Origin of the sequence: Ensifer sp. ENS08 (genome assembly GCF_014852195.1) — a bacterium.
Lineage (GTDB): Bacteria > Pseudomonadota > Alphaproteobacteria > Rhizobiales > Rhizobiaceae > Ensifer > Ensifer adhaerens.
On the sequence record NZ_JACVBF010000007.1, the window covers coordinates 51,258 to 68,294 of the forward strand.

Below are 17,037 nucleotides of genomic sequence, written 5' to 3' on the forward strand. Positions count from 1 at the left end.
GCTTGCCCGAGCAGGCACGCTTCGCAAAGCGATCACGCAACCTTGATCGACAGCCCACACAGCAGGATGAATTCCTTAAAGATTGAAGGCTAGGCTTGTTCGCCAAGTCACGTGTTGGGTTGAGTGTATGGTATCGCGTTTCGCTCTCACCGCCAGCGTCGTCGCACTGCTTTTGTCGCCGGCTACCGGCTTTGCAGGCAGTCGCGGGCCGCTGCAGATCATCGTCTCGAAAGATCAGCAATCGCTCGTCGTCTATGACGGCGACGCTGTCATTGCGACATCACCGGTCTCGACCGGCAAGGCGGGCCACACGACGCCATCGGGCATCTTTTCGATCCTGGAAAAGCGGCGTCATCACAAGTCGAACATCTATTCGAACGCGCCGATGCCGTTCATGCAGCGGCTCACTTGGTCGGGCATTGCTCTGCATGGCTCCAACCATGTGCCGGACTATCCGGCGTCCCATGGCTGCGTGCGGTTACCGAGCGAATTTGCTGCCTCGCTCTACAAGTTGACCGAGCGCGGCGTGCACGTGCTGATCTCCGACCGGCAGATAACGCCCTTGGAGGTCAAGAGCGCCCTACTCTTCCGCCCGGCCCCGATCGATCTCCAGCCGCCGCTTTCCGACGTGCCGCTCAGACCGGCGATCAGCCAGGCCGGCGACACACCGGTGGAAGTGGCGATGCGGGAGCCGCCCGGCGGCGCCAATTCGATGCGATCCACCGAGGAGCCGATCCGTATCCTGATCACCCGCAGCGATACCCGCGACACCATGCGCGAGGTTCAGACGTCCCTGGATTTCCTCGGCTACGCGCCGGGCGCGATCGACGGCCATGCCGGGCCGGCGACGATTGCGGCCCTGCGTGCCTTCCAGGCAAGCGAAGGCATCGACGGCGACGGCAAGCTCACACCGGACCTGACCGACAGGCTCCTGCGGAAGGCCGGCCGTACGCCGCCGCAGAACGGCAAGATCCTCGTGCGGCAAGGGTTCAAGCCGCTCTTTGAAGCCGGGCTTACGATCGACAAGCCGGAAGAGGCGCTCGGAACGCATTTCCTCCAGTTCCGGCACAATGAAGAAGAAGGTGCCGAAGGCAAATGGTTCGGCGTCTCGCTCGAGAACCACCTGCCCGCCTCGACGAAGAAGCGGCTCGGCATCTCCACGGAGGCCGATCCCTTCGTCTATAACGGCATCCAGCGCACGCTGGCGCGCATGACGATCTCCGACGATGTGCGCAGGCGCGTGGAAGCGTTGCTCGCCGAGGGCTCGTCGCTCTCGATTGCCGATGTGGAAAGCGGTCTGGAGACCGGTCAGGGCACCGACTTCATCACCATTACTCGGACACGTCCCGGCGACTGATCTGCGAGACCGGCAGACAAGCACCCGGCCAGCGTCCCGCCGCGGGTCGATAGGTTCCAAGCCGGCTCAATCGCCGCTCCACTGCAATTCAGCGGAGCCCCGCCTCGGATTACACCAGTTCGACGTCGATGACGCCCGGCGCCGAGCGCAATGCTGCAGCGATCTCCGGCGAAATCCGGAACTTCTCGTTCAGTTCAACCTCGATCTCGCGCTGGCCATTGTCCTTAATGACGACGAAGGAGACGAGCCCGTCGCCCTTCGTGTTGAGGTGCGAGGCGATCGACTTCAGCGGTCCGGAATCGCGCACATAGACGCGCAGCGCCTTCTGCAGTTGCAGCGATTCTTCTTCGAGCGAACGCAGCGTCTGGATGCGCAGGCCGATGCCTTCCGGCCGCTCTTCCGCCGCCACGGTCATGACCAGCGACTTGCCGGGCTCCAGCAGGTCTCGATACTGGTGCAGCATCTCGGAGAACAGTACCGCCTCGAACTGGCCGGAGGAATCCGAGAAGGCAATGATGCCCATCTTGTTGCCGGTGCGCGTCTTGCGCTCCTGCTTCGAGGTTACGGTTCCGGCGAGCCTTCCGGCCGTCGCCCCCTTCTTCACAGCGCCGGCGAAATCGCCGAAGGTCTGCACGCGCATCTTGGCGAGCAGCGCATTGTAGGTGTCGAGCGGATGGGCAGACAGATAGAAGCCCAGAACCTGGAACTCGCGGTGCAGCTTTTCCGAGGCAAGCCACGGCGTGTAGGTCGGAAGCGCAATGCGCTCCGGCCCGGTGGCCGCCCCTGCGCCGAACATGTCGCTCTGCCCGCTCGTCTTGTTTTCCTGAGCCCGCTGGGCAAACCCGAGAATACGATCGAGCCCGCCGACCAGCTCCGCCCGGTCGTAGCCGAAGCAATCGAAGGCGCCGGCGGCAATCAGGCTTTCAAAGACACGACGGTTGAGCAGCTTGGGGTCGATCCGGAGGCAGAAGTCTTCGAGGCTTGCGAAGGCCTTGTCGCCTCGAACCTCGACAATGTGCTCGACGGCTGATTCGCCGACGCCCTTGATCGCTGCAAGCGAGTAATAGATGCGGCTTTCGCCCGTCTGGAAGTGCCGGAACGAGGTCTGTACCGACGGGGCGATCACCTCGATGCCCAGACGCTTGGCATCCTGGCGGAAGTCGTTGACCTTTTCGGTGTTGGACATGTCGAGCGTCATCGACGCCGCCAGGAACTCCACCGGATAGTGCGCCTTCATGTAGGCGGTCTGATAGGACACGATCGCGTAGGCCGCCGCGTGCGACTTGTTGAAGCCGTAGTTGGCGAACTTGGCGAGCAGGTCGAAAATGAGGTCGGCCTGCGGCTTCGACACCTCGTTCTTGACGGCGCCGTCGACGAAACGGGCGCGCTGCTTGTCCATCTCCTCCTTGATCTTCTTACCCATGGCGCGGCGCAGAAGGTCGGCCTCGCCGAGCGAATAGCCAGAGAGCACCTGGGCGATCTGCATCACCTGCTCCTGGTAAACGATAACGCCCTGCGTTTCCTTGAGCAGGTGGTCGATCTTCGGATGGATCGACTCGACCTCTTCCTCGCCATGCTTACGGGCGTTATAGACCGGGATGTTCTCCATCGGGCCTGGGCGATAGAGCGCCACGAGTGCGATGATGTCCTCGATGCAGTCGGGCCGCATGCCGATCAGCGCCTTGCGCATACCGGCACTTTCCACCTGGAACACGCCGACCGTTTCGCCGCGCGACAGCATCTCGTAGGTCTTCAGATCATCGAGTGGGATGCTCGCGAGATCGACCTCGATGCCGCGCTGCTTGACGAAATCGACCGCGACCTTCAACACCGTCAGCGTCTTCAGGCCGAGGAAGTCGAACTTGACGAGACCGGCCTGCTCGACCCACTTCATGTTGAACTGGGTGACCGGCATGTCGGAGCGCGGATCGCGATACATCGGCACCAGCTGCGACAGCGGCCGGTCGCCGATCACGATACCGGCGGCGTGGGTCGAGGCGTGGCGGTAAAGGCCTTCGATCTTCTGGGCGATATCGAGAAGGCGGGCGACCACCGGCTCCTTCTCGGCCTCTTCCTGCAGGCGCGGCTCCTCCTCGATCGCCTTGGAAAGCGGCGTCGGGTTGGCGGGGTTGTTGGGCATCAGCTTGCAGATCTTGTCGACCTGACCATAGGGCATTTCGAGCACGCGACCGACGTCGCGCAAGGCGGCACGGGCCTGCAGCGAACCGAAGGTGATGATCTGCGCCACCTGTTCGCGACCGTACTTGCGCTGAACGTAGCGGATCACCTCTTCGCGCCGGTCCTGGCAGAAGTCGATGTCGAAGTCGGGCATCGAGACGCGCTCGGGATTGAGGAAGCGTTCGAACAGCAGCGAGAAGCGCATCGGATCGACGTCGGTGATCGTCAGCGCATAGGCGACGAGCGAGCCGGCGCCCGAGCCGCGGCCCGGCCCGACGGGGATGTCGTGCTGCTTGGCCCATTTGATGAAGTCGGCAACGATCAGGAAGTAGCCGGGGAACTTCATGCGCTCGATGACGCTCAATTCGAAGGCCAGGCGCTCGCGGTATTCCTCTTGGGTGTAGCCGGGCGCCATACCGAGTCTCGCGAGACGGTCTTCGAGGCCCTCCTCCGCCTGGCGACGCAGTTCGTCCGACTCGGCGCGCTCGGCCTCCTCCGGATCCGCCGTCGCGCCGGTAAAGCGCGGCAGGATCGGCCCACGGGTCTTCAGCATGAAGGAGCAGCGCCGGGCGATCTCGATCGTGTTTTCCAGTGCCTCGGGCAGATCGGCAAACAGCGCCGCCATTTCTTTGCGGCTCTTCAGATAGTGGTCCGGTGTCAGGCGGAACCGGCTGTCGTCCGACACCATGGCGTTGTGCGCTACCGCCATTAGGGCGTCATGCGCCTCATAGTCGGAGGGCGACGGGAAGAAGGCTTCGTTGGTGGCGACAAGCGGAATATCGAACTTGTAGGCAAGCTCGATCATCCGGCTCTCGTGCCGCCGGTCATGGCCACCGTGGCGCTGCAGCTCGATATAGAGCCGATCGCCAAAGAGATCATGCAAGGCTTCGAGACGCGCTTCGGCGAGCGCCGTGGAGCCCGCCTTCATGGCGATATCCACCGGGCCACCGGACGCGCCGGTCAGCGCAATCAAGCCCTCGGTGCCGCATTCGGCAAGCCAGGAGCGCGTAATGCGCGTCGCCTGGCTGCCCTCGCCGCTCAGATAGGCACGGCTGACGAGATCGACGAGGCGCGTATAGCCGTCATCGGTGGCGGCGATGAGCACGATCGACGGCAGCTTGGCGAGCTGATGCCCATGGCCGCGCCGATCCCCCTCGGTCTCGTCCTCCATGTCGATCGACAACTGGCAGCCGGTGATCGGCTGCAGCCCGTCACCGGCTGCCTTCTGCGAGAATTCGAGGGCTGCGAAGAGATTGTTGGTGTCGGCGATCCCGATCGCCGGCTGGTTATCGGCGACCGCCTTGCCGATGACCTTCTTCAGCGGCAGAGCGCCTTCGAGCAAGGAGAAGGCAGAGTGGACGCGCAGATGCACGAACTGCGGATCCGTGCCGAGCGCCTCACTCGATGCTGCCTTGCTGTCGTCTGCCATTGTCGCACCCTGATTCCTGTCCAGTCGGAAGGATATCCCGTTTATCGCCCGTCATGTCCAGATTCCCCTGACATGTCGTCCCCCTTATTCAACGGGGATGAGACGCTTTGCGGAGGTGCTTGAGAGAAGATGTTGACGCCCGCCTTCAGAGGCCGAGCGCAATGAAAGAGATGCTTGCGATGAACAGGCTCATCGACGCGAAGGCGGCGAGGTCACGAACAAAATCAGTCATAACATGGCTCCTTTTCCGTTATGTTTTTACTTTGTTCCATTTTTGTTCACGCGTCAAGCAGTGCACAGGCATTCTGTTCACGATGGTTAACATCGCGCCCGAATGCAGGTTAACTGACGACGAGCCGCTTGAGGAAAGCGCGGCGCCCGCATATCAAGAGGAACGACCACGCGGAGCGCTCCGACATGCTTGCACGCCTGATTCTCCCCTTGCTGATCCTGCTTCCGACCACCGTCTCCGCAGCAGAGACGATAGACCCCGCCCGCATCGTCTCGGCGGCGACCGGCGACTGGAACAAGGACGGGAGCCCGGATCTCGCGCTCATCGTACGACCCGCCGAAGGCAGCGACGAGGACAACGGCATCTATCTCTACCTCACCGGCGACAACGGCGCGCTGGCATTAAAGTCGGCCATTCCGAACAAGGTCTGGGGTCAGTTCGAACTCGTCGGCCAAGCGCCGTCGATCGAGGCGCTGCCGAGCGGCTCGTTGCTCATCACCAGTCAGAACGATGCCATCGGGCGCGACCGCTGGGAACAGAAGCTGACGGTCGCCTATCGCAACTTCGACTTCGTCGTGGCGGGCTACACCTACTCGTCCTACGATACGCTCGATCCGGACAACACCGCGCAATGCGACCTCAACGTGCTGACGGGCAAGGGCAAATCGAACGACAAGCCAATCACCGCGAAAGGCGAGCTCATCCTTCTCAAGGACTGGAGCGACGATCGCGGGCAGAAGGCGTGCGGTCTGTAATAACTGGGTGATTGTTCTCTATTTGTTCTTTACAACTTCAGCGGATCGCGACATCCTCCGGCGCGAACGTATGAGGAACAATCATGGCCGCGCTCGAAGCACTCAGAGAATTCATCGTTGAAGCCAAATCAAAAACCTATGTCGGCGGCGGCGGGCAGCGACCGTCGTCACGCCCGGGTTCCCACGACATCGGCTACGAGCGGGATAGCTGGCGCTACCTCGACAGCTATTTCGGCGGGACCGATTTCGCAGGCCAGGAGACCGTGTGGCAGAATGACGAGCCGCACTGGGCGATGAACTACTTCGGCCGGATCATCCGTCCTGACCTCATAAACGGCGAAAAGGCAGGCGTCGTCATCAGGGCGGCGCTTCAGGCGATGTACCGCGACAAGCGGCATTTCCTCGGCGGCACGGAGTTCCGGCACGCCCATGGCTACTACATCGACAACAGCCGCGGCGACACCTCACATTTTTCCGGGCATGAGGTCATCTTCGTCGACGGCGAGGAAGCCTACGAGCTCGACTATCGCGGCGGTCTGATCAGGCGTTGAGGGCAAGGCCCGCAGCAAGTGACGCAAGAGCGCGCAGCGGTTCGCGAATCTGAAGGATCGCGGCGCGCTTTGGACGCCAAACGCCGCGGATCGCCGGCGAAGCTTGGTAATCGCTGTGTCAGACGCACGCATTCATTCAAGAAACGACGTTGCAAGTCACAGCGTGGGGTCAATCGTAACGCAAGGCTTGCACCGGATCGAGGCGCGAGGCGCGCCAGGCCGGAAAGATCGTGGCGAGGAAGGAAAGGGTCAGCGCCATGACGACGACGAGTGCGGTCTCGTCTGCGTTCATATCGGCCGGGAGCTGGTTGAGGAAATAAAGCTCAGGGCTGAATATCGTCGTTCCCGAGATCCAGGAGAAGAACTGTCGGATGGATTCGATGTTGAGGCAGACGACGACGCCGAGCGCCACGCCCGCGACCGTTCCGGCAACGCCGATTGCAGCCCCCGTCATGAAGAAGATGCGCATCACCGAGCCGGAGGTCGCGCCCATGGTCCGCAGGATCGCGATGTCGCTGCCCTTGTCCTTCACCAGCATGATCAGGCCGGAGATGATGTTGAGTGCCGCGACCAGCACGATCAGCGACAGGATCATGAACATCACGTTGCTCTGGACCTCGAGCGTCGAGAAGAAAGTCTTGTTGCGGTCGCGCCAGTCGGTGATGAAGATTTGCCGTCCGGCCGCATCCTCGATCGGCTGGCGCAACTCCTCAACGACATCAGGATGCTCGACGAAGATCTCGATCGACTGGACCAGTCCCTCGGCGTTAAAGAACAGCTGCGCTTCTTCAAGCGGCATGAAGATGATCGTCGCGTCATACTCCGACATCCCGATCTCGTAGATTGCCGAGACGGTATAGGCCTTCACACGCGGGTTCATGCCGAGCGGCGTCACGTCGCCGTTGGGCGAGGTCAGCGTGATGGTACCGCCGACCGTTATGCCAAGCTGTTCGGCCATGCGCGAGCCGATCGCGACACCGGAGCCGGAGGCAAAGCCGACGAGATCGCCGGACTGGATGTGGTCAGAAACCGACTTCATCTTGCTCAAGTCGTCGGCGCGGATGCCGCGCACCAGCGCGCCGGTCGAACTGTCACCGACCCCTTGCGCCAGAACCTGGCCTTCGACCATCGGGATCGCCATGGTGACGCCTTTGACGCCCGAGAATTTAGTCGCCAGTTCCGGATAGTTGTTGAGCGGACCGTCGATCGGCTGGACGATCATGTGGCCGTTGATGCCGAGGATGCGGGAGATGAGTTCGGTGCGGAAGCCGTTCATGACGGCCATGACGATGATCAGCGTCGCCACCCCGAGCATGATGCCGATGAAGGAGAAGCCGGCGATGACAGAGATGAAGGCTTCCTTGCGTCTGGAGCGAAGGTAGCGCCACGCCACCATACGCTCGAAGGCGGAAAAGGGTCGGCTGGAGGACTTTTCAGGCCGCTCCGCGGCCTGCACCCGATCTTCGGTCACGGCGGTCATCCTGCCTTCCTTCGCCTCATCACTTCGTTGCGACCAGCTTGTCGATCACCGCTTCGACGATCATCGAGGGCGGTCTAGATTTACGTCGAGAGACTGTAGGTGCGCCAGCGAGAGGCAGGCTGACGTGGCGGCGTCCGAGTGGTCGTCGCATCCGCCCTCCGGCACACTCAATTCATCTCGACGACCTTGCCGTCTTCGATCGTCACCCGCCGATCCATCAGTCCGGCGAGCTCGTGATTGTGCGTCGCGATCAATGCCGCGAGGCCCGACTGCCGTGCCAGCGCTTCCAGCGCCTCGAAGACATAACCGGCGGTCTCCGGATCGAGATTGCCTGTCGGTTCGTCGGCAAGGAGAACGAGTGGCGCGTTGGCAACGGCGCGCGCAATCGCAACGCGCTGCTGCTCGCCGCCGGAAAGTTCCGCCGGGCGGTGATCGGCGCGGTGGCCGATGCGCATATAGTCGAGCAACGCCCCAGCCCGCTCCGCGGCTTCCGCCTTGGGCAGACCGGCGATCAACTGCGGCATCATGATGTTTTCGAGCGCCGAGAACTCAGGCAACAGGTGGTGGAACTGGTAGACGAATCCGATCTCGTTGCGACGGATCGCCGTGCGCCGATCGTCATTGAGCCCGCCGCAGGACACCCCGTTGACCAGCACCTCGCCGCTATCGGGGCGTTCCAGCAGACCCGCCACATGCAGCAGCGTCGATTTTCCGGTCCCTGACGGCGCGACCAGCGCCACAGTCTCGCCGCTTCTCAGCGTGAAGTCCGCACCCTTGAGGATGGAAAGGAACGTCTCGCCTTCCCCATAGTGTCGTTCGACGCCGGAAAGCTGCAGTGCCACGCGCGCATTCATTGAGGTGATGTCCTTGTCATTCGTAACGCAGGGCCTGCACCGGATCGAGGCGCGAGGCGCGCCAGGCCGGAAAGATCGTGGCGAGGAAGGAAAGGGTCAGCGCCATGACGATGACGAGTGCAGTCTCGTCGGCGTTCATGTCGGCCGGAAGCTGGCTGAGGAAATAAAGCTCAGGGCTAAACAGCGTCGTTCCGGAGATCCAGGAGAAGAACTGTCGGATGGATTCGATGTTGAGGCAGACGACGACGCCGAGCGCCACGCCCGCGACCGTTCCGGCGACGCCGATGGCAGCCCCCGTCATGAAGAAGATGCGCATGACAGAGCCCGAGGTCGCGCCCATGGTCCTTAAGATCGCGATGTCGCTGCCCTTGTCCTTCACCAGCATGATCAGGCCGGAGATGATGTTGAGCGCCGCGACCAGCACGATCAGCGTCAGGATCATGAACATCACGTTGCGCTCCACCTGTAGCGCGGAGAAGAAGGTCTTGTTGCGGTCGCGCCAGTCGGTGATGAAGATCTGCCGTCCGGCCGCGTCCTCGATCGGCTGGCGCAACTCCTCGACGACATCTGGATGTTCGACGAAGATCTCGATCGACTGAACCAGTCCCTCGGCGTTGAAGAACAGCTGTGCCTCTTCAAGCGGCATGAAGATGATTGTTGAATCATATTCCGACATGCCGATCTCGTAGATCGCCGAGACGGTATAGGCCTTCACACGCGGGTTCATGCCGAGCGGCGTCACGTCGCCGTTGGGCGAGGTCAGCGTAATCGTTCCGCCGACCGTTATGCCAAGCTGCTCGGCCATGCGCGAGCCGATCGCGACACCGGAGCCGGAGGCAAAGCCGACGAGATCACCGGACTGGATGTGGCCGGAAACCGACTTCATCTTACTCAGGTCGTCGGCGCGGATGCCGCGCACCAGCGCGCCGGTCGAACTGTCACCGACCCCTTGCGCCAGAACCTGGCCTTCGACCATCGGGATCGCCATGGTGACGCCTTTGACGCCCGAGAATTTAGTCGCCAGTTCCGGATAGTTGTTGAGCGGACCGTCGATCGGCTGGACGATCATGTGGCCGTTGATGCCGAGGATGCGGGAGATGAGTTCGGTGCGGAAGCCGTTCATCACCGCCATGACGATGATCAGCGTCGCCACGCCGAGCATGATGCCGATGAAGGAGAAGCCGGCGATGACAGAGATGAAGGCTTCCTTGCGTCTGGAGCGCAGGTAGCGCCACGCCACCATACGCTCGAAGGCGGAAAAGGGTCGGCTGGAGGACTTTTCAGGCCGCTCTGCGGCCTGCACCTGATTTTCAGTCACGGCGGTCATCCTGCCTTCCCTCGCCTCGTCACTTCGTTGCGATCAGCTTGTTGATCGCCGCTTCGACGGTCATCGTCTCGCGCTCGCCGGTCTTGCGGTCCTTGACCTCGACTTCGCCATTGGCGATCGAACGCGGTCCGACGATGATCTGGACCGGAACGCCGATCAGATCAGCCGTCGCGAACTTCGCACCAGCGCGGTCGTCCCTGTCGTCGAGCAGCGCCTCGAATCCAGCCTTGCCGAGTTCAGAATAGAGCGTCTCGCAGGCGCCGTCGCAAGCGGCATCGCCCGCTTTCATGTTGATGATGACGCCATCGAACGGCGCGATCGACTTCGGCCAGATGATGCCGTTGTCGTCATGCGAGGCTTCGATGATCGCCGGCACCAGACGGGTCGGGCCGATGCCATAGGAGCCCATGTGCACTGCATGCTCCTTGCCGTCGGGGCCGAGAACCTTGGCGCCCATGGCTTCGGAGTACTTGGTGCCGAAATAGAAGATGTGGCCGACTTCGATGCCGCGGGCCGACAGTCGGTCGCCCTCGGCAACCGCGTTGAAGGCTGCCTCGTCGTGCATTTCCGACGTCGCCGCATAACGCGAGGTCCACTTGTCGAAAATCGTCTTCAGGCCGGCAACGTCATCGAAATTCGTGTCTTCGCCCGGAATGTCGAAGCCGAGGAAATCCTTATGGCAGAACACTTCGGACTCGCCGGTGTCGGCGAGGATGATGAATTCGTGGCTGAGATTGCCACCGATCGGGCCGGTATCGGCGCGCATCGGAATGGCGCGAAGGCCCATGCGCGCGAATGTGCGCAAGTAAGCGGCAAACATCCGGTTATAGGCGTGTTCGGCCCCTTCCCGATCGAGATCGAAGGAATAGGCGTCCTTCATCAGGAATTCGCGCGAGCGCATGGTGCCGAAGCGCGGACGGATCTCGTCACGGAACTTCAGCTGGATGTGGTAGAGATTGAGCGGCAGGTCGCGGTAGGACTTCACGTAGGAACGGAAGACGTCCGTGATCATTTCCTCGTTCGTCGGACCGTAGAGCATCGGCCGGTCCTGCCGGTCCTTGATGCGCAGCATTTCCTTGCCGTAGGCGTCGTAGCGGCCGCTTTCCTGCCACAGCTCGGCAGACTGGAGGGTCGGCATCAGAAGCTCGATCGCGCCGGAGCGGTTCTGCTCCTCGCGGATGACCGCGTTGACCTTGTCGAGAACCCGCTTGCCCAGTGGCAGCCAGGTATAGATGCCCGAAGACTGCTGCCGGACCATGCCCGTGCGCAGCATGAGGCGGTGGGAAACGATTTCCGCTTCCTTGGGATTTTCCTTCAGGATGGGCATAAAAAAGCGGGACAGGCGCATGACGGGTTCCAGAACTTGATGAACGTCGCACTATCGGCGGATTCGGGCGAAATGACGTTGAGCGAGATGCCGGCTTCACCTTTTGATTGATAAAGGCGACCGCTGCTTCTCGGGTCGGGCTCTCCATTTTCCATCACCGGCAAAGCCGGCAGGAACCTTTAGGAGCCTTGCGTTCATAGCTGCTTCGCCGGCGGAAGAAAACCCTGCTCTCCGTTGTCACGGGCAGAGAAAGCATCCACGGATTTTCAGGGGGAACTCGACGCCGTTCCTGCGTCAAAAGAGCACGCTAGTAACAAGATTACGACAGTAATTGTCAACGGGAATATTTTACCCGACTGTAGCAAAAATGCAAAAAAACAGGATGACAGAGCCCAATGTTTGGGCTAGTTTCGGCTCACAAAACAGGCATGAAGACTAAATTCTTGCCGACTTTCGCGGTCAAGTCTTGGGAGGATAAGATCTTAGGCGCGCTTCGTCGCTGCCGCCGGAAACGGATTAAAGATCACGCGAAACTTGAAAAACAAGGCTTTTAGCCTTGTTTTTTTTTGCTTTTCAGCAAGCGACAGACGCGCGAAGCACCTTGCAAAATTGAACTATGTCAATTTCACGGCGGTCAATCCTGCAATTGCCCGGGTTTTGCCCGCGGGCATGCGCGCAGGCTCCGTCAAGGTACAGATGTGCCCATCAAATTGCACAGAACATGTCGCATTGAGAGCGACCGGCTCACACGGCGGCCGCGATGAACTTATCAATCAAATTTTGGGTAGAAACGCGGAATGGAATCTATGCCGTAGCCGAGCCTGACGGACAGGATATACCAGGCAAGTTGAATGACGGCCGCAATCACCGTCGTCAAAAGCACGACACGCTTGGCGTTGAACTTCGCCGGGGCGCTCTCGACACTCCCCGGAACGACGCTGTTTTCTTCAGCCTGAGTGCGCACGCCGAGGGGCAGCACGGCAAAGAGCGTGATCCACCAGATGATGAAGTAGATGGCAAAGGTCGAAAAAAGCGGCATTTCAAGCTCCCGGTGAAGGCGATCGGCAAGACAGCGAGCAACCCGCGTTTCGCCGCGACTTCCGCGACATTCCGTCCGCCTTATAGCGCTGACCGCCCGATCGCACAAACCGGCATCGCGCGATCTACTGTCACACCTCTTCGAGTTCGATCAGCGTACCCTGAAAATCTTTGGGATGCAGGAAGAGCACCGGCTTGCCATGGGCGCCGATCTTCGGCTCGCCATCGCCCAACACTCGCGCTCCGGCGGCGCGCAACGCGTCGCGCGCCGACAGGATGTTCTCTACCTCGTAGCAGATGTGATGCATCCCGCCCGAAGGGTTCTTCGCCAGGAAAGCGGCAATCGGTGAGCCCTCGCCGAGCGGCTCCAGCAGCTCGACCTTGGTGTTTGCAAGCGTGACAAACACGACGGTGACGCCGTGTTCGGGCAAAGCCTGTGGCTCGGTGACGGAGGCGCCGAGCGTCGAGCGATAGCTTTCGGCGGCGGAGTGAAGATCCGGCACTGCGATGGCGATGTGGTTCACTCTTCCAAGCATTGCGATCTCCCGCTTTGACGTCCGGTTCCGCTTACATGGTCACGGGCGACCGGCCAATCAGACTTTGGTGACAAACACCGTGACGATCGGCTTCTTGCCCCAGATCTGGTTGGCGGTGCTGCGCACGGCGCGGCGGACCGCCTCCTGCAGCATTGCCAGATCCTTGCGCTTTGCCCGCGGAATGCTCTCGACGGCGCCAAGAATGGCGTCATAGAGCGTGTCCTCCATGTCCTCGCCCTCGTCGTCGAACTCCGGCAAGCCGATCGCGACGATATCCGGGTCGCCCAGGAATTCGTAGCGGCTGTCGAGAACGACGTTGACGGCGACATGGCCGGCGAAGGAGAGCTTGCGGCGTTCGCCGATGCCCATCTCCTCGAAATCGCCGATGAGGCTGCCATCCTTGTAGATGCGGCCATGGGGCGCTTCGTCGATCACTTCGGCGGGACCTGGCGCAAGACGCAGCATTTCGCCGTTCCTGAGACGCGGAACGCTGGCGATGCCGGACTGCCGGCCCAGTTCGCCATGCGCCGTCAGATGCGCCGCCTCGCCATGAACAGGTACGAGGATCTGCGGCCGCAGCCACTGGTACATCTGCTGCAGCTCGGTGCGACGCGGGTGGCCGGATACGTGCACCAGCGCCTCGCTGTCGGTGATGATGTGGATGCCCTGTTCCACCAGGCCGTTCTTGATGTCGTTGATCGCCTTTTCGTTGCCCGGGATCGTGCGTGAGGAAAACACGACCGTGTCGCCAGCCGAGAAGGCGACATTTCGCATCTCGTCACGGGCGATCTTGGCAAGGGCTGCCCGCGGCTCGCCCTGGCTGCCAGTCAGGATGACCACGACCTTGTCGCGCGGCACGTAGCCGAACTCGTCTTCGGCGAGGAAAGGTTTGATGCCTTCCATCAGCCCAAGATCCGTAGCGACGGCGACGACCCGCTTCATCGAACTGCCGAGCAGAAGCACATCCCTGCCGGCCTCTTCCGCCGCTTCGGCGATCGAGCGGATGCGCCCGACATTCGAGGAGAACGTCGTGATCGCCACCCGACCCTCAGCGTTGGCGATGATCTTCGTCAGACTTTCGGAAACCTCCTGCTCCGACGGCGAAACGCCGTCGCGCATCGCATTGGTGGAATCGCAGACGAGCGCAAGCACACCTTCATCGCCGATCTGGCGGAAGCGTGTCTCGTCGGTCAACGGTCCGAGCGACGGATGAAGGTCGATCTTCCAGTCGCCGGTATGAACCACGGTGCCGACCGGCGTGCGAATGATCAGCGACATTGGCTCGGGGATCGAGTGGTTGACGCCGACGGCCTCAATCTCGAAGGGGCCGACATTGATACGGTCGCCCTGCTTGAAGATCGTGATGGGGATCTCGCCCCGGCTCTTCTCGAAGTCCCGCTTGGCTTCGAGCATGCCTGCCGTGAACGGCGAGGCATAGACCGGCACATTGAGACCGGGCCACAGGTCGTTCAGACCGCCATAGTGGTCCTCGTGCGCATGGGTGATGATGATCGCCTTGAGATTGCGGCGCTCTTCGGCGAGAAAGCCGATATCGGGGAGCACGAGGTCGACCCCCGGGAGCTCTGGCCCCGGGAAAGTCACACCGCAATCGACCATGATCCACTGGCGGCTGCCCGGCCGTCCGTAGCCGTACAGGCCAAGATTCATGCCGATTTCGCCGACGCCGCCGAGCGGCAAGAACACCAATTCTTCTTCTTGCGCCATGTCGTGTTGCGCCCCTGTTCCAAATTTATCCGAAAAATACGTCGCCGGCGGCAATCGCCTGCGTCATGCCGTTGCCGGTGTCGAGCACCAGCCGTCCGGCCTCATCAATACCGGCAAAGCGCCCTGAAAGCGACCGGTCCGGCAGGTTCACGGTTATCGTTTCACCGATGCCGCGGGCTGCTGCCCGCCATTGTTCGATCGTCGTGGCGATACCGGCGCCCCGATCCCAAACCTGCAGGGTCTCCGCCATCGTCAGGAACAGGCGCGCAAACAGTTCGTCGGGCGAAACCGACGCTCCTTCATTGGCCAGCGACGTCACCGGATAGAGCCCTTCATCCGGCTGGACCGCGATGTTGATGCCGCAACCGATGACCAGCGCCCGGCGCCCGTCCGGGAGGCTTTCGCCTTCAAGCAGGATACCGCAGGTCTTCTTGCCGTCGATCAGGATGTCGTTCGGCCACTTGATCTCCACCGGCGCCGAACCCGGCGGCATCACCTGGCGGATCGCCCTGTGAACGGCGACGGCGACAGCAAGCGGCAAAGAGTGCAGGTGCTCGACCGGTGCCGGCTCGATGAGGAGAAGCGAAGCGTAGAGATTGCCCGGTTCGGAGAACCATGCCCGGCCGCGACGTCCGCGCCCGCCGGTCTGCCTGATGGCCGTGACCCAGAGATTGCCCGGGTCACCCTGGCGCGCACGCGCCAGGCATTCACTGTTGGTCGAACCAACCGCATCGAGAGCGACGTGCCGGAAATCGTCGAGCGAGATCCGGCCGCCACTTTCAAAGGCGATCAAAAGAAGGTCCGCGCCGCGACTTCAGCGGCGTTTCCGAGCGGGCCGCCGATGAGCACGTATCCGAGAACGAACAGGCCCGAGAGACCGAACACCAGCCGCAATTCGCCGGCGGTGCGGGCGAACTCGCCCTTGGCATCGTCGAACCACATCACCTTGATGACGCGCAGGTAGTAGTAGGCGCCGACGACGGATGCGAGAACGCCGATGATGGCGAGCGCATAGAGCTGGGCTTCAATGGCCGCCATGAAGACGAAGTACTTCCCGAAGAAGCCTGCCATCGGCGGGATGCCGGCGAGCGAGAACATCAGGACGGTCAGCACCGTCGCCATGAAGGGGTTGGTCTGCGAGAGACCGGCGAGATCGTCGACGTTCTCGACGTTTTCGCCTTCCTTGCGGCGCATCGCCAGGATGCAGGCGAAGGTGCCAAGCGTCATGACCATGTAGATGAGCATGTAGAGCAGCACGCCGCGAACACCAGCCATGGAGCCGGCAGCAAGGCCGACCAGCGCGTAGCCCATGTGGCCGATCGAGGAATAGGCCATCAGGCGCTTGATGTTCTTCTGGCCGATCGCCGCGAAGGCACCGAGCAGCATCGATGCGATCGAGATGAAGACGATGATCTGCTGCCAGTCAGCAACGACAGGCTCGAAGGCGTTGATGACGATGCGAACGAGGATCGCCATGGCGGCGACCTTCGGTGCCGCCGCGAAGAAGGCGGTGACCGGCGTTGGCGCGCCTTCATAAACGTCAGGCGTCCACATGTGGAACGGCACGGCCGAGATCTTGAAGGCTAGGCCGGCGAGTACGAAGACCAGACCGAAGATCAGGCCGAGCGAGCGGCCTTCAGCCGTCAGCGCAGCCGCGATCTGGGTAAAGCCGGTGTGGCCGGTGAAGCCGTAGATCAGCGACATGCCGTAAAGCAGCATGCCCGAAGAAAGCGCACCGAGGACGAAGTACTTCAGGCCGGCTTCCGTCGAGCGGATGCTGTCGCGGTTGATGGCAGCGACGACATAAAGGGCCAGCGACTGCAGTTCCAGCGACAGGTAGAGCGAGATCAGGTCGTTGGCCGAGATCATCAAGAGCATGCCGAGCGTTGCCAGCACCAGAAGCACCGGGAACTCGAAACGGTCAATCTGGGCGGAGCGCGCATGGCCGACCGTCATCACCAGGGCGGTGATGGAGCCGATCAGGGCCAGAACCTTCATGAACTTGGCGAAGGGGTCCGACAGGAAGGCGCCGCCATAGGCTTCGCCTTCACCGGTCTTAAGCACGAGCCAGAGGCCAGCGATGATCAGGAGGGCAACCGCAAGACCGGTGACCGTCGACGCCGACTTCTCGCCGGAAAACACGCCAATCATCAGCAACGCCATCGCGCCGACCGCGAGGATCAGCTCGGGGATCGAGAGTTGCAGGCTTGCAAGGAGGGTTTCAGCAGTCATGTCCAATCACGTCCTG

At 61.7% G+C, this 17,037-nt stretch carries 13 protein-coding genes; 3 read left to right on the forward strand and 10 right to left on the reverse strand.

What is annotated here, in order from left to right; all coding sequences use genetic code 11:
- Positions 1-127: 127 nt before the first annotated feature.
- Complete coding sequence (locus IB272_RS17285) at positions 128-1,357, forward strand: L,D-transpeptidase family protein (RefSeq protein WP_060583542.1); 1,230 nt, start codon at positions 128-130, stop codon at positions 1,355-1,357.
- Positions 1,358-1,466: 109 nt separating this feature from the next.
- Here the strand turns inward: IB272_RS17285 and dnaE are convergent, their stop codons facing one another.
- Positions 1,467-4,964, reverse strand: coding sequence for a DNA polymerase III subunit alpha (gene dnaE, locus IB272_RS17290; protein WP_192444579.1), 3,498 nt, complete (start codon positions 4,962-4,964; stop codon positions 1,467-1,469).
- Positions 4,965-5,381: 417 nt separating this feature from the next.
- On the opposite strand from dnaE, the gene IB272_RS17295 reads away from it, so the two are divergent.
- On the forward strand, positions 5,382-5,951 hold the full coding sequence (locus IB272_RS17295) for a hypothetical protein (protein ID WP_060522202.1): 570 nt from the start codon (positions 5,382-5,384) through the stop codon (positions 5,949-5,951).
- Between the two features lie 83 nt (positions 5,952-6,034).
- A complete protein-coding gene (locus IB272_RS17300; protein WP_034795326.1) occupies positions 6,035-6,502 on the forward strand; it encodes a DUF5680 domain-containing protein in 468 nt (155 codons plus the stop codon).
- Positions 6,503-6,671: 169 nt separating this feature from the next.
- Here the strand turns inward: IB272_RS17300 and IB272_RS17305 are convergent, their stop codons facing one another.
- The 9 genes from IB272_RS17305 to nuoN form a co-directional block, all read right to left on the reverse strand.
- Positions 6,672-7,982 carry a lipoprotein-releasing ABC transporter permease subunit gene (locus IB272_RS17305; protein ID WP_113135670.1) on the reverse strand — a complete coding sequence of 437 codons (1,311 nt, stop codon included), beginning with the start codon at positions 7,980-7,982 and terminating at the stop codon, positions 6,672-6,674.
- A gap of 167 nt (positions 7,983-8,149) precedes the next feature.
- Complete coding sequence (locus IB272_RS17310; RefSeq protein ID WP_192444582.1) at positions 8,150-8,836, reverse strand: ABC transporter ATP-binding protein; 687 nt, start codon at positions 8,834-8,836, stop codon at positions 8,150-8,152.
- 16 nt (positions 8,837-8,852) lie between these two features.
- Positions 8,853-10,163, reverse strand: coding sequence for a lipoprotein-releasing ABC transporter permease subunit (locus tag IB272_RS17315; RefSeq protein ID WP_060580865.1), 1,311 nt, complete (start codon positions 10,161-10,163; stop codon positions 8,853-8,855).
- A 19-nt stretch (positions 10,164-10,182) separates the two neighbouring features.
- Entirely contained in the window at positions 10,183-11,511 is a 1,329-nt protein-coding gene (gene proS / locus IB272_RS17320; RefSeq protein ID WP_034803555.1) for a proline--tRNA ligase, read from the reverse strand.
- 748 nt (positions 11,512-12,259) lie between these two features.
- Entirely contained in the window at positions 12,260-12,529 is a 270-nt protein-coding gene (locus tag IB272_RS17325) for a DUF1467 family protein (protein ID WP_034803557.1), read from the reverse strand.
- A 130-nt stretch (positions 12,530-12,659) separates the two neighbouring features.
- Entirely contained in the window at positions 12,660-13,064 is a 405-nt protein-coding gene (gene mce, locus IB272_RS17330) for a methylmalonyl-CoA epimerase (RefSeq protein ID WP_034803559.1), read from the reverse strand.
- Positions 13,065-13,121: 57 nt separating this feature from the next.
- Complete coding sequence (locus IB272_RS17335; RefSeq protein WP_192444584.1) at positions 13,122-14,789, reverse strand: ribonuclease J; 1,668 nt, start codon at positions 14,787-14,789, stop codon at positions 13,122-13,124.
- Between the two features lie 25 nt (positions 14,790-14,814).
- Complete coding sequence (locus tag IB272_RS17340; RefSeq protein ID WP_162727209.1) at positions 14,815-15,579, reverse strand: biotin--[acetyl-CoA-carboxylase] ligase; 765 nt, start codon at positions 15,577-15,579, stop codon at positions 14,815-14,817.
- On the reverse strand, positions 15,579-17,021 hold the full coding sequence (gene nuoN / locus IB272_RS17345; protein WP_034803562.1) for an NADH-quinone oxidoreductase subunit NuoN: 1,443 nt from the start codon (positions 17,019-17,021) through the stop codon (positions 15,579-15,581). Before nuoN ends, IB272_RS17340 begins: the two co-directional genes overlap by 1 nt.
- Between the last annotated feature and the right edge of the window lie 16 nt (positions 17,022-17,037).